19 protein-coding genes are annotated in these 18045 nt (G+C 45.4%); 3 read left to right on the forward strand and 16 right to left on the reverse strand.

All coding sequences use genetic code 11. From position 1 onward, the window contains the following. Positions 1 to 168: 168 nt before the first annotated feature. Positions 169 to 765: a YqgE/AlgH family protein gene (locus LX69_RS00590; protein ID WP_111443857.1), complete on the forward strand. Its 597-nt coding sequence runs from the start codon at positions 169 to 171 to the stop codon at positions 763 to 765. Here the strand turns inward: LX69_RS00590 and LX69_RS00595 are convergent. Genes LX69_RS00595 through LX69_RS00620 form a run of 6 tightly spaced genes read right to left on the reverse strand, consistent with a single transcriptional unit; the run spans position 758 to position 5116 of the window. Continuing rightward, entirely contained in the window at positions 758 to 1615 is an 858-nt protein-coding gene (locus LX69_RS00595) for an aminotransferase class IV (protein ID WP_111443858.1), read from the reverse strand. The genes LX69_RS00590 and LX69_RS00595 overlap by 8 nt on opposite strands. After that, a complete protein-coding gene (locus tag LX69_RS00600; protein WP_111443979.1) occupies positions 1612 to 2115 on the reverse strand; it encodes a D-glycero-alpha-D-manno-heptose-1,7-bisphosphate 7-phosphatase in 504 nt (167 codons plus the stop codon). Before LX69_RS00600 ends, LX69_RS00595 begins: the two co-directional genes overlap by 4 nt. A gap of 46 nt (positions 2116 to 2161) precedes the next feature. Continuing rightward, entirely contained in the window at positions 2162 to 2614 is a 453-nt protein-coding gene (locus LX69_RS00605; RefSeq protein ID WP_111443859.1) for a UPF0158 family protein, read from the reverse strand. 12 nt (positions 2615 to 2626) lie between these two features. Next, positions 2627 to 3241, reverse strand: a complete 615-nt coding sequence (locus tag LX69_RS00610; RefSeq protein ID WP_111443860.1) for a rhomboid family intramembrane serine protease — start codon at positions 3239 to 3241, stop codon at positions 2627 to 2629. Between the two features lie 37 nt (positions 3242 to 3278). Further along, complete coding sequence (gene holA, locus LX69_RS00615) at positions 3279 to 4280, reverse strand: DNA polymerase III subunit delta (RefSeq protein WP_111443861.1); 1002 nt, start codon at positions 4278 to 4280, stop codon at positions 3279 to 3281. A 59-nt stretch (positions 4281 to 4339) separates the two neighbouring features. After that, the gene (locus LX69_RS00620; RefSeq protein WP_111443862.1) at positions 4340 to 5116 is read right to left on the reverse strand and encodes an AMP nucleosidase; all 777 of its coding nucleotides are present in this window, start codon (positions 5114 to 5116) and stop codon (positions 4340 to 4342) included. Positions 5117 to 5281: 165 nt separating this feature from the next. On the opposite strand from LX69_RS00620, the gene LX69_RS00625 reads away from it, so the two are divergent. After that, positions 5282 to 5740, forward strand: coding sequence for a type I restriction enzyme HsdR N-terminal domain-containing protein (locus LX69_RS00625; protein ID WP_111443863.1), 459 nt, complete (start codon positions 5282 to 5284; stop codon positions 5738 to 5740). A gap of 12 nt (positions 5741 to 5752) precedes the next feature. On the opposite strand, the gene LX69_RS00630 is transcribed toward LX69_RS00625, so the two are convergent. The 8 genes from LX69_RS00630 to LX69_RS00665 all read right to left on the reverse strand — a co-directional run bounded on the left by LX69_RS00630 (position 5753) and on the right by LX69_RS00665 (position 14317). After that, positions 5753 to 6277 (reverse strand): GNAT family N-acetyltransferase, encoded by a 525-nt coding sequence (locus tag LX69_RS00630; RefSeq protein WP_111443864.1) that lies wholly within the window; start codon positions 6275 to 6277, stop codon positions 5753 to 5755. Next, on the reverse strand, positions 6261 to 8165 hold the full coding sequence (locus LX69_RS00635) for a PD40 domain-containing protein (RefSeq protein ID WP_111443865.1): 1905 nt from the start codon (positions 8163 to 8165) through the stop codon (positions 6261 to 6263). The genes LX69_RS00630 and LX69_RS00635 overlap by 17 nt, the downstream gene beginning before the upstream one ends. A gap of 297 nt (positions 8166 to 8462) precedes the next feature. After that, positions 8463 to 9728 carry an NADH:ubiquinone reductase (Na(+)-transporting) subunit F gene (nqrF, locus tag LX69_RS00640; protein ID WP_111443866.1) on the reverse strand — a complete coding sequence of 422 codons (1266 nt, stop codon included), beginning with the start codon at positions 9726 to 9728 and terminating at the stop codon, positions 8463 to 8465. Between the two features lie 25 nt (positions 9729 to 9753). Continuing rightward, on the reverse strand, positions 9754 to 10368 hold the full coding sequence (nqrE, locus tag LX69_RS00645) for an NADH:ubiquinone reductase (Na(+)-transporting) subunit E (protein WP_111443867.1): 615 nt from the start codon (positions 10366 to 10368) through the stop codon (positions 9754 to 9756). Between the two features lie 20 nt (positions 10369 to 10388). Further along, positions 10389 to 11048, reverse strand: coding sequence for an NADH:ubiquinone reductase (Na(+)-transporting) subunit D (locus tag LX69_RS00650; RefSeq protein ID WP_111443868.1), 660 nt, complete (start codon positions 11046 to 11048; stop codon positions 10389 to 10391). A gap of 13 nt (positions 11049 to 11061) precedes the next feature. Next, entirely contained in the window at positions 11062 to 11757 is a 696-nt protein-coding gene (gene nqrC / locus LX69_RS00655) for an NADH:ubiquinone reductase (Na(+)-transporting) subunit C (RefSeq protein WP_111443869.1), read from the reverse strand. Between the two features lie 12 nt (positions 11758 to 11769). Then, positions 11770 to 12927 carry an NADH:ubiquinone reductase (Na(+)-transporting) subunit B gene (locus tag LX69_RS00660; protein ID WP_111443870.1) on the reverse strand — a complete coding sequence of 386 codons (1158 nt, stop codon included), beginning with the start codon at positions 12925 to 12927 and terminating at the stop codon, positions 11770 to 11772. A gap of 43 nt (positions 12928 to 12970) precedes the next feature. Continuing rightward, positions 12971 to 14317 carry a Na(+)-translocating NADH-quinone reductase subunit A gene (locus LX69_RS00665; protein WP_111443871.1) on the reverse strand — a complete coding sequence of 449 codons (1347 nt, stop codon included), beginning with the start codon at positions 14315 to 14317 and terminating at the stop codon, positions 12971 to 12973. Between the two features lie 193 nt (positions 14318 to 14510). Here LX69_RS00665 and LX69_RS00670 point away from each other — a divergent pair, with 193 nt between their 5' ends. Further along, complete coding sequence (locus LX69_RS00670) at positions 14511 to 15773, forward strand: type IX secretion system plug protein (protein ID WP_170124174.1); 1263 nt, start codon at positions 14511 to 14513, stop codon at positions 15771 to 15773. On the opposite strand, the gene LX69_RS00675 is transcribed toward LX69_RS00670, so the two are convergent. Further along, complete coding sequence (locus tag LX69_RS00675) at positions 15774 to 16577, reverse strand: hypothetical protein (protein WP_146260588.1); 804 nt, start codon at positions 16575 to 16577, stop codon at positions 15774 to 15776. Between the two features lie 93 nt (positions 16578 to 16670). Next, positions 16671 to 18044 (reverse strand): sensor histidine kinase, encoded by a 1374-nt coding sequence (locus tag LX69_RS00680; RefSeq protein WP_111443873.1) that lies wholly within the window; start codon positions 18042 to 18044, stop codon positions 16671 to 16673. Position 18045: the final 1 nt, after the last annotated feature.

Consider the following 18045-nt stretch of genomic DNA (forward strand, 5'->3'; position numbering starts at 1 on the left):
TGCATCAAAAAAAAACAATTTCATTTCTCATTCTATCGAAAATGGACTAATTTGAAAATTAGAAGTGATTCACAATATCATCCCAAAGATGAAGAATTGAGAGGGGGAAAGTCAGGATGAACAGACAACTCGGGCGTGTTTCAGTCGGGTGTCACAATCTCCGGTAACATGAAAAGTTTGAAGCTAAATATTTTTGAAGCCACCGAACCTCAGCTGGCACCGGCCAAAGGCCGTGTGCTCATTGCAGAGCCGTTTATGGAGGAACCGTTTTTCAAGCGATCTATCGTTTATTTAGCGGAGTATAATCACGAAGGTGCGGTGGGGTTTTTGCTGAATAAGTCATCGGAACTGTATCCGGATGAGATGATTGAAGATTTGTTCAACTTTCGGGGGCGTTTATTTATCGGAGGTCCGGTAGAGTCTGACAGTCTGCATTATATTCATACGTTGGGGGCGATGGTGACCGGATCTATAAAAATATCTGACAACCTATATTGGGGAGGTGATTTTGAAAAAATAAAAAGCCTCATCAACATTGGGATGGCTAACGAAAACAATGTGAAGTTTTTTGCCGGTTACTCCGGTTGGGCAACCGGCCAGCTTGAGCATGAAATTATGGAGAAAAGTTGGGTGGTTGCCGATGTGGCTGACGATTTGGTCATGAATAATAATGTAGATAATTATTGGCAGAAAATGCTTGAGGAATTGGGGGGAGATGTTTATCGGTCGTGGGCCAATTTCCCCCATAATCCGGCCTTTAATTAATTGATTTGATAAATTCCAGATACAGTTGTTTGGTTTTGATGTTGAAGTATCGCAGGTCATCAATTCCTACCACCCATTGAATGCCTTGTATGGCATTGGTTACAAATATTTCATCGGCCTTTCTAATATTTTCTTCCGACACGCCGGGCATTTCGAAAACTTCAATATTTAGATTCCGCGCCAGTGCAATGACTTGACGTCGCATGATGCCATCAACACAACCAGATGCGATGGTGGGCGTGTATAGTTTGTCGTTCTTAAACCAGAAAAGGTTCGATGAAATGGATTCGATGATCATTCCATTGGTGTTGACGATGAAGCATTCGGTGAGGTTGTTGCGCTGTTTGTATTTGGCTGCCATCACGTACAGTAATGCGCTTCCGGTTTTGTAGGGAGATAGCACATCGGGGCTTTTGCCCATGTCGCGAAAAATGCCTGCGACCAATCCTTTCTCGTTCATTTCAAAGGTGCTCTGGTCGATGGGGGTCGCCTCAAGCAGGTATGAGCTTTGGTCGGTTGCCGGTGTGTATAGGCCGCCATCTTTTCGGAACACCATCAATCGTACACGCGAGGAGATGAAGTACCGGTTACGGTTGATGAGACTTTCAATTTTTTTCTCTAAAACATCACACGTAGGCAAGCTGTCCGGTTCCATTCCGGTTGCCTGCATGGCGCGTTTGATACGGCTGTAATGTTCACCCAACGCAAAGGGGCGATTCCCAAAACATCGGATGGTTTCAAAAACGGAATCGCCATAGCGAAAGGCGCGATTGGCAGTGGTGATTTTTACCGAATCGACAGGGATTAAGTGCCCATCGAAGCAGCAGTAGTTGGTGTTTGAAGCGGTCATGGGCGGTCGTTGACAATCTGTTGGCAGGCATCCATAATGGAAGCGTTGGCATCAATTTTAAAACATCTTTTCAATCCGGCTGCCTCACCGGCCTCAATGTCGCGTTTTGAGTCCCCGATGAGATAGCTTTGGTTGGGATCGATCTCCAACTCGTTGATGGCCTCAAGAATCATTTGTGGTGAAGGTTTGCGGCAGCTGCAGGGGGCTACCGATTCGTGGTGGGGGCATACCTTGATGGCCGATAATTGGATGCCACATTGGCTCAGTTCGTTTTGCAGGTGGGTGTGCACAGCATTTACATCATCGAGCGTGTAAATGCCTTTTGCCACTCCTCCCTGGTTGGTGACCACCACCAGCATGAATCCGGCATCAGACAGCATCTTGAGTCCTTCGCGAATGCCGGGATTGATGACAAAATCGTTAACCCGGTATATGTAATAATGGCCTTCGTCACTGTTGATGACGCCATCACGATCAATAAATACGGCTTTATGTTTCATGGTGTGTTGGTTGCACAATTGAGAGTATGCGGCTGCATCTATCTTTTTAGCAGTTTTTATCATTATTTTCGAAGGCGCTGTGATTTGCCAATTGTTTATAGATGAATTCTATGAGGCGATTTTTTTTATACTCGAACCATTGTTGTCGATAATCGTCCGTATCATTGATTTCATCTTTGAAATGTTTGAAAGGCTTTTGTTGATTAAGCGCTCGAATCAGTCTGTTTTGTAGTTTTTTGTTGTCAATTATTTCTGAAAAATCTGCCATGATTTTAAAAGCTTCATGGGAGTCAAATGGTTTTATCTCTAGATAATCAGTTCTGTTATTTTCAATTTCATCACAATCCTCTTTCCATATATCGTTATCGATGTCAAACCATTGAGGATTTAAAGAGTCTGGTATGATTTTGATGTCGTTGGTTTTCTGATGAACGAAACACCGCATCCCGGCATCGAGATTTTCGGCTATTTCATAGATTGTGCTATCTGATAGTATCACTAAAAAACAGGTTTAGAATTTGAACGACAATAATTTCGCTAAAAATACCAATCCAAGTTTTGGTTCAATAATGAGAGGGAACACAAACCCATAAAGAGCTCCCCAAAAATGGGCATCATGTCCAATGTTGTCCTGATTGCGGTTGGCCATAATTTTGGTGTAAATCAGGTAAATGATGCCGAATAAAATGGCCGGCACCGGAATAAAATAGACGTAAATGAGATGGTACGGTTCCAGAAATACGGACGTGAAAACCACTGCCATCACCCCTCCTGAAGCACCGATGGCGTTGTAGTGGTAGTTGTTTTTTTCCTTTTGAAGTGAATAGAGTGACGAAATGGGGATGGCGCTTATGAATAAGACCACAAACAGGGCTGTGCCAAAGCCTGGGAAGTACATGTTGAAAAGCATAATGATTCCTTGTCCGAATGAATAAAGGACAAACATATTCAGCAGCAGGTGCATCCATCCACCGTGAACCAAGGCATGGCTTATCAGGCGGTGGTATTCCTTTTTTTTGATGATTTGCCAGGCATTGAATTGCAGTTTGTAAACAATATCTGCATTCGAGAAGCCATAAACGCTTACGATGCCAATGGCAGCAATGATGAGGATGAGTATTTGCATTTGTGTTGTGTAATGTCGCTCGGGATGTGCCGACGACTTAATTCATGAGTTTAAAAATCAGTTCCTTTAATAGTTCGGCTGTGTCGGTGGTCGCAGAGTTGAATCCTTTGCTTTTCATGTCGTATTCGCGCAGGATGCTGATGTTTTCCACTACTTTGCGGCCGTTGTAGTTGCGGGCTGCCGACACATAGTCCTGTACAAAGTAAGGGTTGATTTTTAGGGAAGATGCCACCGATCCGGGCGATTTATCGGGCAGGTAGTGATACATCAGTAGTTTAGTGAAAAAGCCGAACAGCGTCGCGATGGTCACCTGAATGGGGTAATCCTTTGGGTTTTTACCAAAAGCGAAGATGATTTGATTGGCCTTAAACTGATTTTTGGTCAGGATGGCCTTTTGCAGTTCAAAGTTGTTGAATTCCTTGCTGATGCCAATGTTTTTTTCAACGTGTTCGACCGTAATCATGGGCGTTTCGGGTCCCAGCGCAATGACGAGCTTGTCGATGGCATTGGCGATTTTCGAGAGGTCGCTGCCCACGCTTTCGCTTAGGAGCAGGCTGGCTTTGGGGTCAATGTTTTTACCCTTCCCTTTGGCATAGCCGGTTATCCAGGTTGGTAATTGGTTGTCGTACAGTTTTTTTGTTTCAAACAGAATGCCTTTGCTTTCGATGAGTTTGGCCAGTTTGTAACGTTTGTTGAGGGGCTTGTACTTATAGGCAATGACCAGGATGGTTGAATTGAGCGGGTTTTGTGCATATACCTCTAATGCCTCGATGTTGTCGATGTTTTGAGCTTCCTTCACAATGACCACCTGGTAGGGAGACATCATGGGGAAACGGCGCGCCGACAAGACGATGTCGTTGATGGTGATGTCCTTACCGTACAATATGGTGAGGTTAAAAGCTTTTTCTGACTCCGAAAGCACATTGTCGGCAATGTAGTCGGTTATCTGATCGATGTACCATGGTTCTTCGCCCGCCAGAAAATAAATGGGCTTGTATTGTTTTTGTTTGAGGGATGTGAGAATCTGTTCAAATGTCATGTGCCGGAGTCGTTTGTGGCAAATTTACATTTTTCGCCTCGTATGGCCAATTTCCTGTGTTAGTAGTCAAAGTGCAAATGCCGAACTGATTGGCCGTTGGAGATAAGTTCTTTCATGGAGTTGATGCCAATTTTCAGGTGCGATTCCACAAAATTTTCCGTCACGGTTTTGTCACTGGCTTCGGTTTTGATACCCGTTGAAATCATGGGTTGATCCGAGACAAGCAGAAGGGCGCCCGCGGGAATGTGGTTGGCAAAGCCCACGCTAAAGATGGTGGCTGTTTCCATGTCGATGGCCATGGCCCGGGTTTTGATGAGGTACTTTTTAAATCGTTCGTCATATTCCCACACGCGTTTGTTGGTGGTGAACACGGTTCCGGTCCAGTAATCGCGTCCAAAATCGCGGATGGAGGTTGAAACGGCGCGTTGTAAGCTAAACGCCGGTAGGGCAGGTACTTCGGCCGGAAGATAATCGTTGGACGTTCCGTCACTGCGAATGGCGGCAATGGGCAGGATGAGATCGCCCAGTTTGTTTTTTGGCTTGAGGCCACCGCATTTTCCTAAAAAGAGCACGGCGTTGGGCGAGACAGCACTGAGAAGATCCATAATGGTTGCCGCATTGGGGCTACCCATGCCAAAGTTGATGATGGTGATTCCTTTGGCCGTGGCATTGGGCATATTGCGATCCATTCCCAGAATGGGGACGTTGAACCATTTTGAAAATAGTTCAATGTAGTAGGTGAAGTTCGTCAGAATGATGTATTTGCTAAATTCTTTGAGCGGTCTTCCGGTGTAACGGGGAAGCCAGTTTTTGACAATTTCCTCTTTGGTTTTCATGTGTTTCTTGATCTGTAAAATGGTGATTCTTATTCACATCTATGTGATGTGAACGTTTTTTTAAAATCGACAGTCGCAAACAAATCTAATGACTTTTGGCTTGAAATTTTTTTTTATCCTTTTAAAGTTCGTTAATTCTGTGATTTTAGTTTTATTTGGCGCACCATGGAAAAGCTCAATTTACCGCCATATTCTTTTCGTCTTCGCAAGGATGGTCTCAAACGCATGATTTTTGATGTATTTCGGAAGAAATGGGTGACCTTGACGCCCGAGGAGTGGGTGAGACAGAACTTTGTTCGGTTTTTGGTGGAGCATCGTCAATACCCTTGCGCCTTGATTGGGATTGAGGTGATGGTAATAGTTAATGGCTTAAAGCAACGTGCCGATGTCATTGTTTATGACCGGCAAGGGCAACCTGTGATGATTGTTGAGTGCAAGGCCACATCGGTGCCGTTGACCAATCAGGTGTTTGATCAGGCAGCCCGGTACAATTTAATTCACAAAGTCCCTTTCTTGATGGTTACGAATGGAATACAGCATCTTGGTGCCAGGCTTCATCACGAGGCGTGTTGCTACGATTGGCTTTCGGATGTTCCTGATTATGAGCAGCTGTGTCGGCGTTAATCATGTGTTGTGTCACTGGTTGATGCGCTGATACACAAGCTCATCGATGTAACCATTTTTGATTTTTCTCCAATCTTTGCGAATTCCGGTTTGTACAAATCCATGTGACTCAAACAGACGTTGGCTCGGTTCATTGTCAGCATTAATGTGGCAGTAGAGTTGGTGCAAGCCAAGGTGAGAAAAACAATAGTCAATAAAAAGCGTCAGCGCTATGCCGGCGTATCCCTTGTTGCGATGTTTCTGGTTAATTAGTATGCCCACGCCTGCGCGGGAGTGATAGGGATCAAAATCGAAAAGGTCAATCATGCCGATGGTCACCATTGATTCATTTTCGCGGGCATCAATCATGAGGCGCAACTGCTTGGTTTGGTAGATGTCCAGTGTTGCATGTTTGACATATTTTTCAAGTACAGCTTTTGAAAATGGCGTCAGAGTGTTTCCCACTGTCCATAGTTCCATTTGGTTTTCCCATTGGTACATGGTCTGAACATCAGAGGGTTCAACCGCACGTAGGGAAATGTCATTTGTTACGATCATTTTGTTGGTTTTGCATGAGACGCTCCAGCTCGTTTTGGCTTCTCACAAAGGCATCGAAAAAAGCAGGCATGGCCTGCAGTTGGTCACGCACCTTCATGGCTTCTCGATAACTGGTGTAGCCTCCGTAAATGTAGCGATAGATTCCATCATCGCATTTGTTTTCTTTTATCAGTTGAATATTAAGGCCTTTAAACGCTTTATCCCATGATTTGCATGGCTTGTAAAGTGCCAGTACCTGTACTGTATATTGGCCTTTATTTGTTTCGCTGGTCTTTGTATCACGGTTGATTTCACTCGCGTTGAGCGTTAGTTGAGTGATAGATAATACTTGATTTGCCAATGAATAGGAGTTATCGGAAGGGATGTCCAATTGCATTTCCATGGGAGTGATGCCTTCTCCTCCAAAAACCATGTCGTAGCTTTTTCCTGCTTCCAAAATTAACACATATTTTCCGGTTCCGGGATGGGGTTTGTATTGCCCTTCCACGGCTCCGGTTTTTTTGTCAGAGATGATGATTTTTACATTTTCAAGTGGCATGTTTTCGTTGGCATTGATGATGCCTGAATATACGGCCAGTCGATTTTCTATCGGGTTGTCGTATTCAATGCGATAAAGATCCATTCCTCCGGAGCCTTGCGTAAATTTTGCCGATGCGTAATAGGCCTGATTGCGAATCATGGAAGGGTAAAAGAAAAAGTCATCATCGGCGGTATTGATGGGATAACCCATGTTGACCGGTTGGGTCCAGGTGCTGTCATTGTTGAGTTGCGATACAAAAATGTCAAATCCGCCCATGCTATTGTGCCCTTTGGAGGCAAAGTAAAGCCGTTTGCCATCGGAGTGTAACACAGGTGTTTCTTCGTCGTAAGGGGTGTTTATTTCCGGACCCAGGTTTTGAGCTTTTGACCACGTTCCGTCCGGCATATTTCTAACCCGGTAAATGTCCAGTCCACCAATACCTCCGGATCTATCGCTGGTAAAATAAAGTGTGGATTGGTCGGGCGACAGGGTGAGGTGGGTTTCGTTGGCATCGCTGTTGATGGGTTTAGGAAGAGGTAAAGGTTCTGACCAGGTTTTCCCTTCTCGTCGGCTCGAATAAATTTTTTTCCCTCGTTGGTCATTACGGAAAAGAAATAGTTCTTGTCCGTCGGATGAAATGGCAACGCAGGCCTCGTGCCCTTGTGTTTTGAATAGGCGATTGGTGATAATGGGTTTTGACCAGCGTCCGGTAGCTGAGTCGCGTGTTGAAAAATAAATTTTCTCGGCAAACTGTCCATCCGGCATCATGGAGCTGTACGAAGAGGGGCGTCGCGACGTGAAAAACAACGATTGTCCATCTGTGGTGATTAGAGGGCTATGGTCGTCGTGTTTTGAGTTGACGGTGTTACCCAGGTTGATAACCTCCATTTTGACCGGATTTTTACGTGCTTCAATCAAGTTTTGACACATTTCGATTTCCCTGTTGGCTTCGGCTATTTGTGGGGTTGCTCTTTCGGGAAGCACGGGGATGAGACGTTGGTATGTGTCGATGGCTTTTTGCGGTTGATTGAGCAAGTGATATGTGTTGGCCAACGCCATTTGCAGATCAACGCCAAAAATGCTGTTTCGGTCGTTTTCGTGAAGATGGAAGTATGCCTTTTCCAGGTACGTGAGTGCCGAGTCGCGACCATCAGTGGTGTTGAGATAAAAATCGCCCAAGGCGAAGAGCGCTTCGGGTTGTTTGGGTGTCGATTTTAGCACCCGTTTCATGAGCTGGATGGCCGTTTTAAAGTCGCCATGTTCAGCTTTACTTACTGCTTGTTGAAAGGTGCGATTGGTTGGTTGTTGTTTCTGAGCCGATGCGCTAATGCCTATCCAGCACAACACGATGAGGAAGAGCGTTTTCATCTGTTTATAATTTAGCCCCCTGAATCCCCAAAGGGAGACTTTGGAGTATTTTTGGAGTTATATTTAAGTGCAGCATAATGAAATGAAGGTACTGATGAACTCTTGTACTTTATCAATAATCATTCTCCTGTGTGTCAACAGAAGCCAATACGACTGTTTGTGAACCAAATCAGCAAAATGAGAAAAGGGATTGAGAATGTCAATGTTTCTGTTTCGTAATTGGCAATCGTATTCCAAAGTTTTGAAACTAAAAAAGCCCCTTTTGCAAGAGGCTTTTTAGTTGAGTATGATGTGGTTTTATGAACCAAAGTCGTCGAATGCCACCATTTCGTCGGGCACGCCAAGGTTGTAAAGCATCTTGGTCACGGCCGAGTTCATCATCGGAGGTCCGCACAAGTAGTACTCGATGTCTTCGGGCTCCTCGTGTTTGCTCAGGTAATTGTCGTGTATCACCTGGTGGATGAATCCAACCGGCCCGTCCCAATTGTCACCCGGCAGCGGTTCGCTCAGGGCAATGGTGAAGGTGAAGTTGGGGAACGCCTTCTCGATAGCGCGGAATTGATCTTCGTAGAAAATCTCTTTGCGAGAGCGAGCTCCGTACCAGAATGTTACCTTACGGCCTGTTTTAGCAGTATGAAACAGGTGGAAGATGTGTGAACGCATGGGCGCCATACCGGCACCACCACCAATGAACATGATTTCGCGTTCGGTATTTTTGATGAAAAATTCTCCATAAGGACCCGAAACGGTCACCTTGTCACCCGGCTTGCGCGAGAAAATGAACGACGAGCAGATACCGGGGTTGACATTGGCAAATTTTCCAGCCACTCGATCCCATGGTGGCGTGGCAATACGGATGTTGAGCATCACGATGTTGCCCTCTGCCGGGTGGTTGGCCATTGAATAGGCACGGTAAGTGGCTTCGGGGTTCTTCATTTTCAAATCAAACATGCCAAATTTTTCCCATTCTTCGTGGAATTTCTCACCCACTTCGATGTTTTTAAAGTCAACATCAATTTTAGGAACGTCTATTTGGATGTATCCACCTGATTTAAAGTCGAGAGTTTCACCCTCGGGCAATTTCACCACAAACTCCTTAATAAAGGTGGCCACGTTGTTGTTCGACACCACTTCGCATTCCCATTTTTTGATACCCAACACTTCGTGGGGGATCTCCATGCTGATGTCTTCTTTAACTTTCACCTGGCAAGCCAAACGCCAGTTTGCATTTTGCTCTTTGCGGGTGAAGAACCCGGTTTCGGTGGGCAGGATAGATCCGGCACCATCGGGTACCTGACAACGGCACATCCCGCAGGTTCCACCCCCGCCACAAGCAGAGGGGAGAAAAATTTTGTTGCTTCCCAAGGCCGACAAGAGGCTTTGACCCGGATCGACAGTCAACTCACGTTCGCCCTCGTTAATTTTGATTTGAACGGTTCCCGAGGGGGTGAGTTTCTTTTTGGCATAAAGCAGAATCGATACCAGCAGCAGGATGATTAATACGAACACCGCTACGCTGATGGCCACGATTGCGCCTGTACCTAAAGTTGCTAATAAAATCATGATGATAGTATTTTAAACGTACAGGTTACAATTGAATTCCCATAAAACTCATGAAGGCGATACCCATCAGGCCGGTCACGATAAACGTGATGCCCAAACCGCGAAGGGGAGCCGGAACGTTGGAGTATTTCATTTTCTCACGGATGGAAGCTAAACCAACGATGGCTAACATCCATCCAATGCCCGAACCTAAACCAAAGACTGACGCTTCGGCCAATGTTTCGTATCCGCGTTCCTGCATGAATAATGAACCACCCAGAATGGCGCAGTTTACAGCAATCAGAGGAAGAAAAATACCCAATTGAGAGTAAAGTGCAGGTGCGTATTTTTCAACAATCATCTCCACCAATTGAACCATTGCCGCAATGGTGGCAATGAAAATGATGAAACTTAAAAAGCTCAGGTCAACACCTGCATACTCAGGGCTGATCCATGATAATGATCCTTCACTCAATACATATTTGTTTAGAAGGAAGTTGACAGGGACGGTGATGATTTGAACAAACACGACCGCAACCCCAAGACCGAACGACGTTTTTACTGTTTTTGATACTGCCAGATAGGAACACATCCCTAAAAAGTAGGCAAATATCATGTTCTCAATAAAAATCGACTTTATAAACAGGTTAAATAATTCCATTTTTCAAATCAATTTATTGGTTAGGATTCCTGAAGGCTTTTGTTGCGGTAACGTTGTACCCAAATCACGATGCCCACTACAATCAATGCCATGGGAGGGAGAATCATCAACCCATTGTTCATGTATCCCATGTCGTAAAACGATTGAGGAATGATTTGGATGCTGCCTAAACCGGGAAAAGTGAGTGTACCCACGCCAAACAATTCACGGAAAAATGCCACAATGATCAGAATCATGGCATAACCGGCACCGTTACCCACACCATCCAGTGCGCTCTGCCAGGGCTTGTTGCCCAGTGCAAAGGCTTCAAGGCGACCCATCAAAATACAGTTGGTGATGATTAGACCCACGAAAACCGACAACTGTTTGCTCACTTCGTAGGCAAAAGCTTTTAATACCTGGTCGACCAAAATTACCAACGCGGCCACCACCACCAATTGCACGATGATGCGGATGCGAGACGGGATGGTGTTGCGCAACAACGAAATAATCAGGTTCGAGAAAACCACCACGGCCAATACCGAAAGCCCCATGACAATGGCAGGTTCCATTTTGGCAGTTACCGCCAGTGCCGAACAAATGCCCAGTACCTGCACGGTAATGGGGTTTTGTGCTCCCAGTGGGTTGGTGATCAGTTTAAGATTTTTTGCCGAAAACAACGGCTCTTTCTTTTCACTCATTGTTATCAGTTTTTTAGTTTTTCAAGAACTTTTCGTAACCGGCAAAACAGTCTTTCAACATGCTTTCAACCCCTTTGCTGGTGATGGTTCCACCTGAGATGGCATCCACTTCGTGGTCGGGATTCACACTTGCTCCGGTTTTAATCACCTGAATAGAAACCAGTGCGTTGTCTTTGTTGAAGATTGATTTACCGCGGAATGGCGCCTGGAATTTCTCCTTGTCAATTTCAGCTCCCAAACCGGGTGTTTCGCCTTTGTGACCAAATGTGGCTCCAAAGATGGTTGCTTTGTCGTCGTTCAATGCCACAAAGCCCCAGATTGGCCCCCAAAGACCCTTGCCGCGAACCGGGATGATGAATTTTTTCACACCCCCGTCGAGCGTACACTCGTAAATGGGGTAGGCGCGTTGTGACGCTTCTTTTTTAAGTTCCTTGGACAGATCTACCGCAAAGGCGTTGCCTTCTTGTTTCTGTCCTTCGTAGTTCAATATGTACGCGTTGGCGCCAATGTATTGCTCATATTTGGCTTCGGCGTCTTTGGCTGTGCTTTCGATGTTCACCGAGCGCAGGATTTCGATTTTCTTGGCCACTTCTTCGTTTTTGTTCTGCGTGGGTTTTAAAACCTGCGACACGAACGCCAGCAAAGCAGCTACCACAACCACCATCACGGTCGCGTAGATGAATGTATAGCTATTTCCTTGTTTATCCATGATCGTCTTCGTTTAAGCTTTTACGGTAGCCCTTTTGAGTCGGCGGTTAATGTTGCTCTGAACCACAAAGTGGTCGATAAGTGGCGCAAAGGTGTTCATCAGCAGAATGGCCAACATCACCCCTTCGGGGTAAGCAGGGTTAAACACGCGGATGAGAATTGAGAATACGCCAATGAGGAAGCCGTAAATCCACTTACCGGTTTCGGTGCGGGCACCTGAAACGGGGTCAGTAGCCATAAACACGGCGCCAAAGGCGAAACCGCCAAGGCATAGATGGTGCAACGCGGGAACCTGCATCGAGGCATTGGCGCCAACCATGTTAAACACCCAAGCCATTAGAAATCCTCCGGCAAAAGTAGAGAACATGATTTTCCAACTGCCGATTCCTGTGTAAATCAAAATGAATGCACCGATGAGGATGGCCAGTGTAGATGTTTCGCCTATAGAACCGGGAATAAAACCGAGGAAGCTGTCGAGCATTGAAAATTGGCTGATGTTACCAGATGCAGCAGCTGCCAGAGGCGTTGCGCCCGAGAAGCCATCAACCGCTTTTTCGGTTAACCCAGAAATCCAGATCGTGTCGCCCGACATTTTAGACGGATAAGCAAAGAACAGGAATGCACGAGCCACCAAGGCCGGATTCCAAATGTTCATGCCGGTTCCGCCAAACACCTCTTTGCCAATGATTACGGCAAATGTTGTGGCCACCACTACCATCCACAACGGGATGTCAACGGGTAATACCAACGGGATGAGGAAACCCGAAACCAGGAAGCCTTCGTTGACTTCGTGTTTGCGGATTTGAGCAAAAATGAATTCAATACCCAAGCCGGTCATGTACGATACAATGACGATGGGCAATACTTTAATTAACCCTTCGAGCATCATCTCGCCAAAAGTGGCAGAAGCTGCTTGTCCGAGCGACAAAAAGTGCTGATATCCCACGTTGTACATGCCAAAGAAAAAGGCCGGCATCAGTGCCAAAACCACTACGGCCATGGTTCGTTTCAAGTCCATGGCATCGCGCACATGGGCACCATTTTTTGTGGTGTGGTTAGGAACGAACAACAGCGTTTCAAAGGCATCAAACGTCGAATGAAACATCTCATATTTCCCACCTTTTTGCACGTGGGGTTTGATGTTATCCAATAGTTTTCTTAACGCTTTCAATGTGTCAATATTTTAGTAATCAATTACAATTGCCGAACTCTGATTAGTTCATCTCTTTCATCATCAGGTTGATGCCGTTGCGGACAATCTCCTGAATGTTGATTTTAGAGGTGCAAACAAATTCGCAAAGGGCGAGGTCTTCTTCCACCACTTCGTAAATACCCAATTGTTCCATTTTGTCGATGTCCTCGGCCATGATGGCTTTGATGAGGTATTCGGGCAGAATGTCCATGGGCAAAACCTTATCGTATTGACCCGACACCACGATGGCGCGGTGACCACCGTGCAGGTTGGCATCCATGCGATAGTTGGTTTTTGAGCACAACCACGAGAAGAAAGAGCGTGAAACGCTGTATTTTCCAAGTCCTGGGGCTGCCCAACCCATGAATTCGAAGTAGTCGCCTTCGGGAATCACGGTAATTTGGTTGTGGTAGTAACCCAGGTAACCGTCAGCGGTAATTTGTTTGCCGGTGAGGACGTTTCCGCTGATGTAGCGGATGGTACCTTCCTTCACATTGCTTGCGACCAGAGGAGTGATGCATGCCCCAATGCGTGTTCTGTAATAGGCGGGTTTTACCACCTCAGAGCCGGCCAGCAGGATGTTTTTGGTTGAATCGTATACCCCGTCGAGAAACAAGCGTCCCATGATGATCAGGTCTTGCGGTTGGGTAACCCAAACAGTTTCGCCTTTGTTGATGGGGCTGATTTTACTGATTTGTACGCCCACGTTACCGGCGGGGTGTGGCCCGTCAAACTTGTGCATTTGAACCCCTTTGAGCGCCAGATACGGTTTTGAGGCCGCGTCGGCATTGATGCCCACGTGAACGTTGTTGCAAAGTTTTTTCATCACTTCGATACCGGCTTGCAGGTATTTTTCCTGACCGTTGACGACAAAGTCGCAATCGGGAGCCAGCGGAGCGCTCTCGAAGGCAGAGATGAAAATGGCTTTTGGATTGTCATTGGCGTTGGCAATCACATCATAAGGGCGCTGGCGAATCAATGGCCATGCACCGGCTTCAAGCAAACGACCGATTACCTCTTGTCGCGACAGCGAACCGGGATCGGCCGTTGGAAATTCAACGAATGCGTTGGCATCGTCGCGTTTCACCACTACTTCAAGTACTTTGCGTCTCTCGCCACGAATGATGGCCGACACGGTTCCACTGACAGGCGAAACAAATTTGATTTCTGGGCGGTACTTGTCGAAAAACAACACCGAACCCGCTTTTACCTGATCTCCTTCCCTCACCATCAACTTGGGTGTTACCCCATGAAAATCGGTAGGCTTTATGGCAAAGAGTTCCGGTAATTCGGCATGGCCAATAATATTCTCGGCTTTACCCTGCAAGCGAATATCTAGGCCCTTTTTAATGTTAATTACCTCTGACATCTTTAAAACCCGGTTTAAATATTTTGCGGCAAAAATACATAAATTTAGATTTGCTGACCTCATAAATCCCCGCTATTTAAAGACATTTTTCGTTAATTCGTGTGAATTTCATCCCTTGTTTACAGAGGGGGTGTTTTTTTGCTTATTTTGTTGTCTCTATTCTTTGTTTTTCATCTTTATCCCTTTCTTGTTGATGATACGACGTTGGTTATCTGTGTGGATGTTGTTTTTTGGGTGTGTTTGTACCGGCACCTCACAGTTTGTTGAGGAATCGGTTGCTGTGTCTTCAATTAAAACGGTACAACTATTTAAAAAAGGGTGGGAGCTCTCCTTTCCGGTTATTCTTTTGGGCAGTGATGATCAATTGATGCTGGCTTTTGATGAATTGGGTGACAATGCTAAAACTTATCATTACACGCTGGTGCATTGCAATTCGTCGTGGGAGGTTTCGAATTTACATCCTAATGAGTATCTGCAAGGCTTTGTGCATCAGCCATTGGAGGATTATCGATTTTCGCTCAATACCACCGTTCCGTATGTGCATTATCAGGCTGTTTTTCCCAATGACGATGTTCGGCTCATGTTGTCGGGCAATTATATTGTGAAGGTTTATGAAGAATTTGATGACCTTCATCCTGTGGTTGTGAAGCGTTTTAGTGTGGTTGAGTCGTTGGTGAATATCGATGCTGCTGTGAAATATCCAGTGGATCCACAGTTACGGAAGACGCATCAACAGGTGGATGTTCGAGTGCTCCATCCACGCCTGAGCATCAATAATCCATTGCATGAAGTTCGGTTGGTGGTGGTTCAAAATGGGCGCACGGATAATTTGGTGGTGCTTCAAAAGCCTGATTTCATCAGAGCGGGCGAGTTGGTTTATGATCATCCGAGGCCGTTGTTGTTCGAAGCCGGGCAGCAGTATCGTTGGTTAGATATCCGCAGCACCCGTTTTTTGTCGGAGCATGTGGCAAGGGTGGTATATTCTGCGCCGTATTATCATGTGGAATTGCAGCCCGATGTGTTACGTTCAGGGACACCTTTCTTTTTTCGTGAGGATGCAAATGGACAATATGTGGTTTCGGTACGTGAATATGACGATGCAGCCATTGAGGCCGATTATTTGTTTGTCCATTTTTCATTACCCATGGCGCAGCCTTACTTAGATGGTCATGTTTATCTGCTGGGTGCTTTGGGGCAAAATGCGTTTTCGCAGGCTACGAGGATGGAGTATCAAGCCGAAAAGATGGCTTATGAGCAAACCCTGTTACTCAAACAGGGATTTTATAATTATCAATATGCTTTAGTCCCTTACCGGAAAACCACGGGATTGCTTGCGCCTATTGAGGGGGCGTTTGTGGAAGCAGAAAATGATTACCAAATCTTTGTTTACTACAAGGCTGCTAACGATTATTACGAGCGTTTGGTTGGATATACGGTTGTTAATTCTCGTAAGTGATTATCTCAGTTTTACTTGAGCCTGTGCGGTGAGCAAGGTGTCGCGATAGATCCATATGCCGTAAATCCCCTTCTCAAATCGGTCATCTTGGTAGCTCATTTCAATAGATGTTCGATCGTGAAGGGTTGATGTTTTATTGACTTTGAAGTTCGGGTTTTCTTGACTTGTGATGTGTTGACCAGTCGGGGTCACGATGATAAATTTCAGTGTTTCATCGGGGCTGTTTGAAATGTCAAACTGCATGATCAGGCTTTGTGTGGCAGATGCACGGGTAACTGGTTGCATGTCGCTGCCCCTGACGGCTTCAACGCGGATGTTGTAGATGTTACGAAGTTTGTAATCGCTAAGTTGGTTTTGCAATTGATGGGATTGTTCAATTAGTTGATGGTTTTGAGCCAGGAGTTCCGCGTTTTCGAATCGAAGCCGATTTTCTGTTTCTTGTGATGTTTCACCGTTTTCGATGAGTTTTTGGGTGAGTTCATCAAGTTGTTTTTCATGTTCTTCACGTGATATTTTCCATTGGTTGGCTTCTGTTAGTTTAGCTTTGAAGTGTCTGAGTTGTTGATTCAGTTCTTCATTAACCATGGTCAGCTGTTCTTTTTCTGATTGTATCACCAAGATGTCGGTGCGCAGAAAGCCAATTTTTTTATGAAGTTGCAGGGCTTCAGCTTCGGCGTTTTGCGTTTCAATAATGTTGTCAGCAATCTCAAGTTGCATCTTTTTACTAGAGAGATAAAAGTGGATGCATGTTCCTGTGAGTGCAATAATTGTAATGATGAGGAGGGTAGAGATGAATCGGTTCATCGGCACGGGTTTAATCAGGTTGTGATGCTATAGCAAGGTAATTAAGATGCATTAAATGTTAGATTAAAGTAATATTAAAAAATGAAATAACCATCAAGCTTCACATTCGCAAGGTAAAAAAATGGTGAAGCAGGTTGATGTTCCAGGTTCGGAAGTCACCTCTATGTTTCCCTTGTGTAATTCGATGATGTTTTTAACTAAAGATAATCCGATGCCCTGTCCCCTTTGTCCTTGGGCATTTTTACCCCTGTAGAATGGTTCAAAAACATAAGTAAGTTCTTGGGGCTGAATCCCTTTACCGTTGTTTTTAAATTCAATCACCGCCTTTTTATTTTCATGGCGGATGTGGGCGTCAACCCGATGGTTGTCTGCGTATTTGCAGCCGTTTTCGAGTAAGTTAGTAACGGCGGCTTTCAATAGTTGCAGATTTCCACGTATCAATAATTGGGTGTCGTCATCAATGGTCTCGGCCAATGTGAGGTTGATTTGGTAATTGGCGTGGAATCGTTTGATTTCGCGAGCTCCTTCCCAAATCACGTCATCGATGCGGATTTTCGACATTTCAATGCTGGCAAAGTTGGAGGTGGCCTGTGCAATCAGTAGCAGTCGATTGGCCATTTGGTTAACGGCAATAATGTCATCGGCGACCGACTGTATCACTGCTTTGTAAGCCTCGGGTGCGCGCTCTTTCATGAGTGCAACCTCCAGCTGTCCGGTGATGACTGTGAGTGGGGTTCTCAATTCATGTGAAGCATTGGCTATGAAAATTCGTTGCATTTGGATGGAGGTGTCCAGACGCTTCATTACCTTATTAAAGGTGCGTGCCAGATGTGCCAGTTCATCTTTTCCATTGCCCTCACTAAGTCGTTCGTTGAGGTTGTTGATGGTGATTTTGTCAATCTGTTCGATGAGGGACGAAATGGGGTCGAGCGCTTTGCCAATGAAGTATTGACCCGAGAAAAATACAAGTATCACCGTGATAAGTGATACCGCGATAAGAATAACGCGCAATCGGTAGAGTTTGCTGAACCCATAAACATCTTTAGCGGCAATGGCCACGACCACCCGGTCGTATTTTCCGGTGTAATAAAACCCCAAAACTTCGTAGTCAGCCTCGATGTATTCGACACGACGCTCGAGTCGAATTTTTTTAAATACATCGTGTGAAATTACTAAATCATCAACTGGGTTGCTATATATTTTTTCGTTCCGATGGTTGTAAATTACAATCTTTTCTTCGGGTAGTGATGCCGGGCGGGTATCGTCAATTTTTTTGAGCAGATCGTTATCCACCTCTTCTACGTCGATAAGCAGTTCGGTGATGGACATGGCTTTTTTATACATTCGGTCATAGAATTCTGTCTTGCGATATTCGGCAAACCAAAAGTAAATGGCTGTAGAAGAGATGAGCAAAATGGACACGAAAAGTGTCAGATACAAAAGGGTGAGTTTGCGGCGTAGTTGCATG

The organism is Breznakibacter xylanolyticus (genome assembly GCF_003254275.1).
Lineage (GTDB): Bacteria > Bacteroidota > Bacteroidia > Bacteroidales > Marinilabiliaceae > Breznakibacter > Breznakibacter xylanolyticus.

What these genes read in the sequence shown, in the direction of transcription:
- LX69_RS00665 (WP_111443871.1), bottom strand. Translation starts at nt 14,317, where the DNA reads ATGTCAGAGGTAATTAACATTAAAAAGGGCCTAGATATTCGCTTGCAG.
- LX69_RS00610 (WP_111443860.1), bottom strand. Translation starts at nt 3,241, where the DNA reads ATGCAAATACTCATCCTCATCATTGCTGCCATTGGCATCGTAAGCGTT.
- LX69_RS00675 (WP_146260588.1), bottom strand. Translation starts at nt 16,577, where the DNA reads ATGAACCGATTCATCTCTACCCTCCTCATCATTACAATTATTGCACTC.
- LX69_RS00670 (WP_170124174.1), top strand. Translation starts at nt 14,511, where the DNA reads ATGATACGACGTTGGTTATCTGTGTGGATGTTGTTTTTTGGGTGTGTT.
- nqrF (WP_111443866.1), bottom strand. Translation starts at nt 9,728, where the DNA reads ATGATTTTATTAGCAACTTTAGGTACAGGCGCAATCGTGGCCATCAGC.
- LX69_RS00600 (WP_111443979.1), bottom strand. Translation starts at nt 2,115, where the DNA reads ATGAAACATAAAGCCGTATTTATTGATCGTGATGGCGTCATCAACAGT.
- nqrE (WP_111443867.1), bottom strand. Translation starts at nt 10,368, where the DNA reads ATGGAATTATTTAACCTGTTTATAAAGTCGATTTTTATTGAGAACATG.
- LX69_RS00620 (WP_111443862.1), bottom strand. Translation starts at nt 5,116, where the DNA reads ATGAAAACCAAAGAGGAAATTGTCAAAAACTGGCTTCCCCGTTACACC.
- LX69_RS00630 (WP_111443864.1), bottom strand. Translation starts at nt 6,277, where the DNA reads ATGATCGTAACAAATGACATTTCCCTACGTGCGGTTGAACCCTCTGAT.
- nqrC (WP_111443869.1), bottom strand. Translation starts at nt 11,757, where the DNA reads ATGGATAAACAAGGAAATAGCTATACATTCATCTACGCGACCGTGATG.
- LX69_RS00625 (WP_111443863.1), top strand. Translation starts at nt 5,282, where the DNA reads ATGGAAAAGCTCAATTTACCGCCATATTCTTTTCGTCTTCGCAAGGAT.
- LX69_RS00635 (WP_111443865.1), bottom strand. Translation starts at nt 8,165, where the DNA reads ATGAAAACGCTCTTCCTCATCGTGTTGTGCTGGATAGGCATTAGCGCA.
- LX69_RS00595 (WP_111443858.1), bottom strand. Translation starts at nt 1,615, where the DNA reads ATGACCGCTTCAAACACCAACTACTGCTGCTTCGATGGGCACTTAATC.
- holA (WP_111443861.1), bottom strand. Translation starts at nt 4,280, where the DNA reads ATGACATTTGAACAGATTCTCACATCCCTCAAACAAAAACAATACAAG.
- LX69_RS00650 (WP_111443868.1), bottom strand. Translation starts at nt 11,048, where the DNA reads ATGAGTGAAAAGAAAGAGCCGTTGTTTTCGGCAAAAAATCTTAAACTG.
- LX69_RS00590 (WP_111443857.1), top strand. Translation starts at nt 169, where the DNA reads ATGAAAAGTTTGAAGCTAAATATTTTTGAAGCCACCGAACCTCAGCTG.
- LX69_RS00680 (WP_111443873.1), bottom strand. Translation starts at nt 18,044, where the DNA reads ATGCAACTACGCCGCAAACTCACCCTTTTGTATCTGACACTTTTCGTG.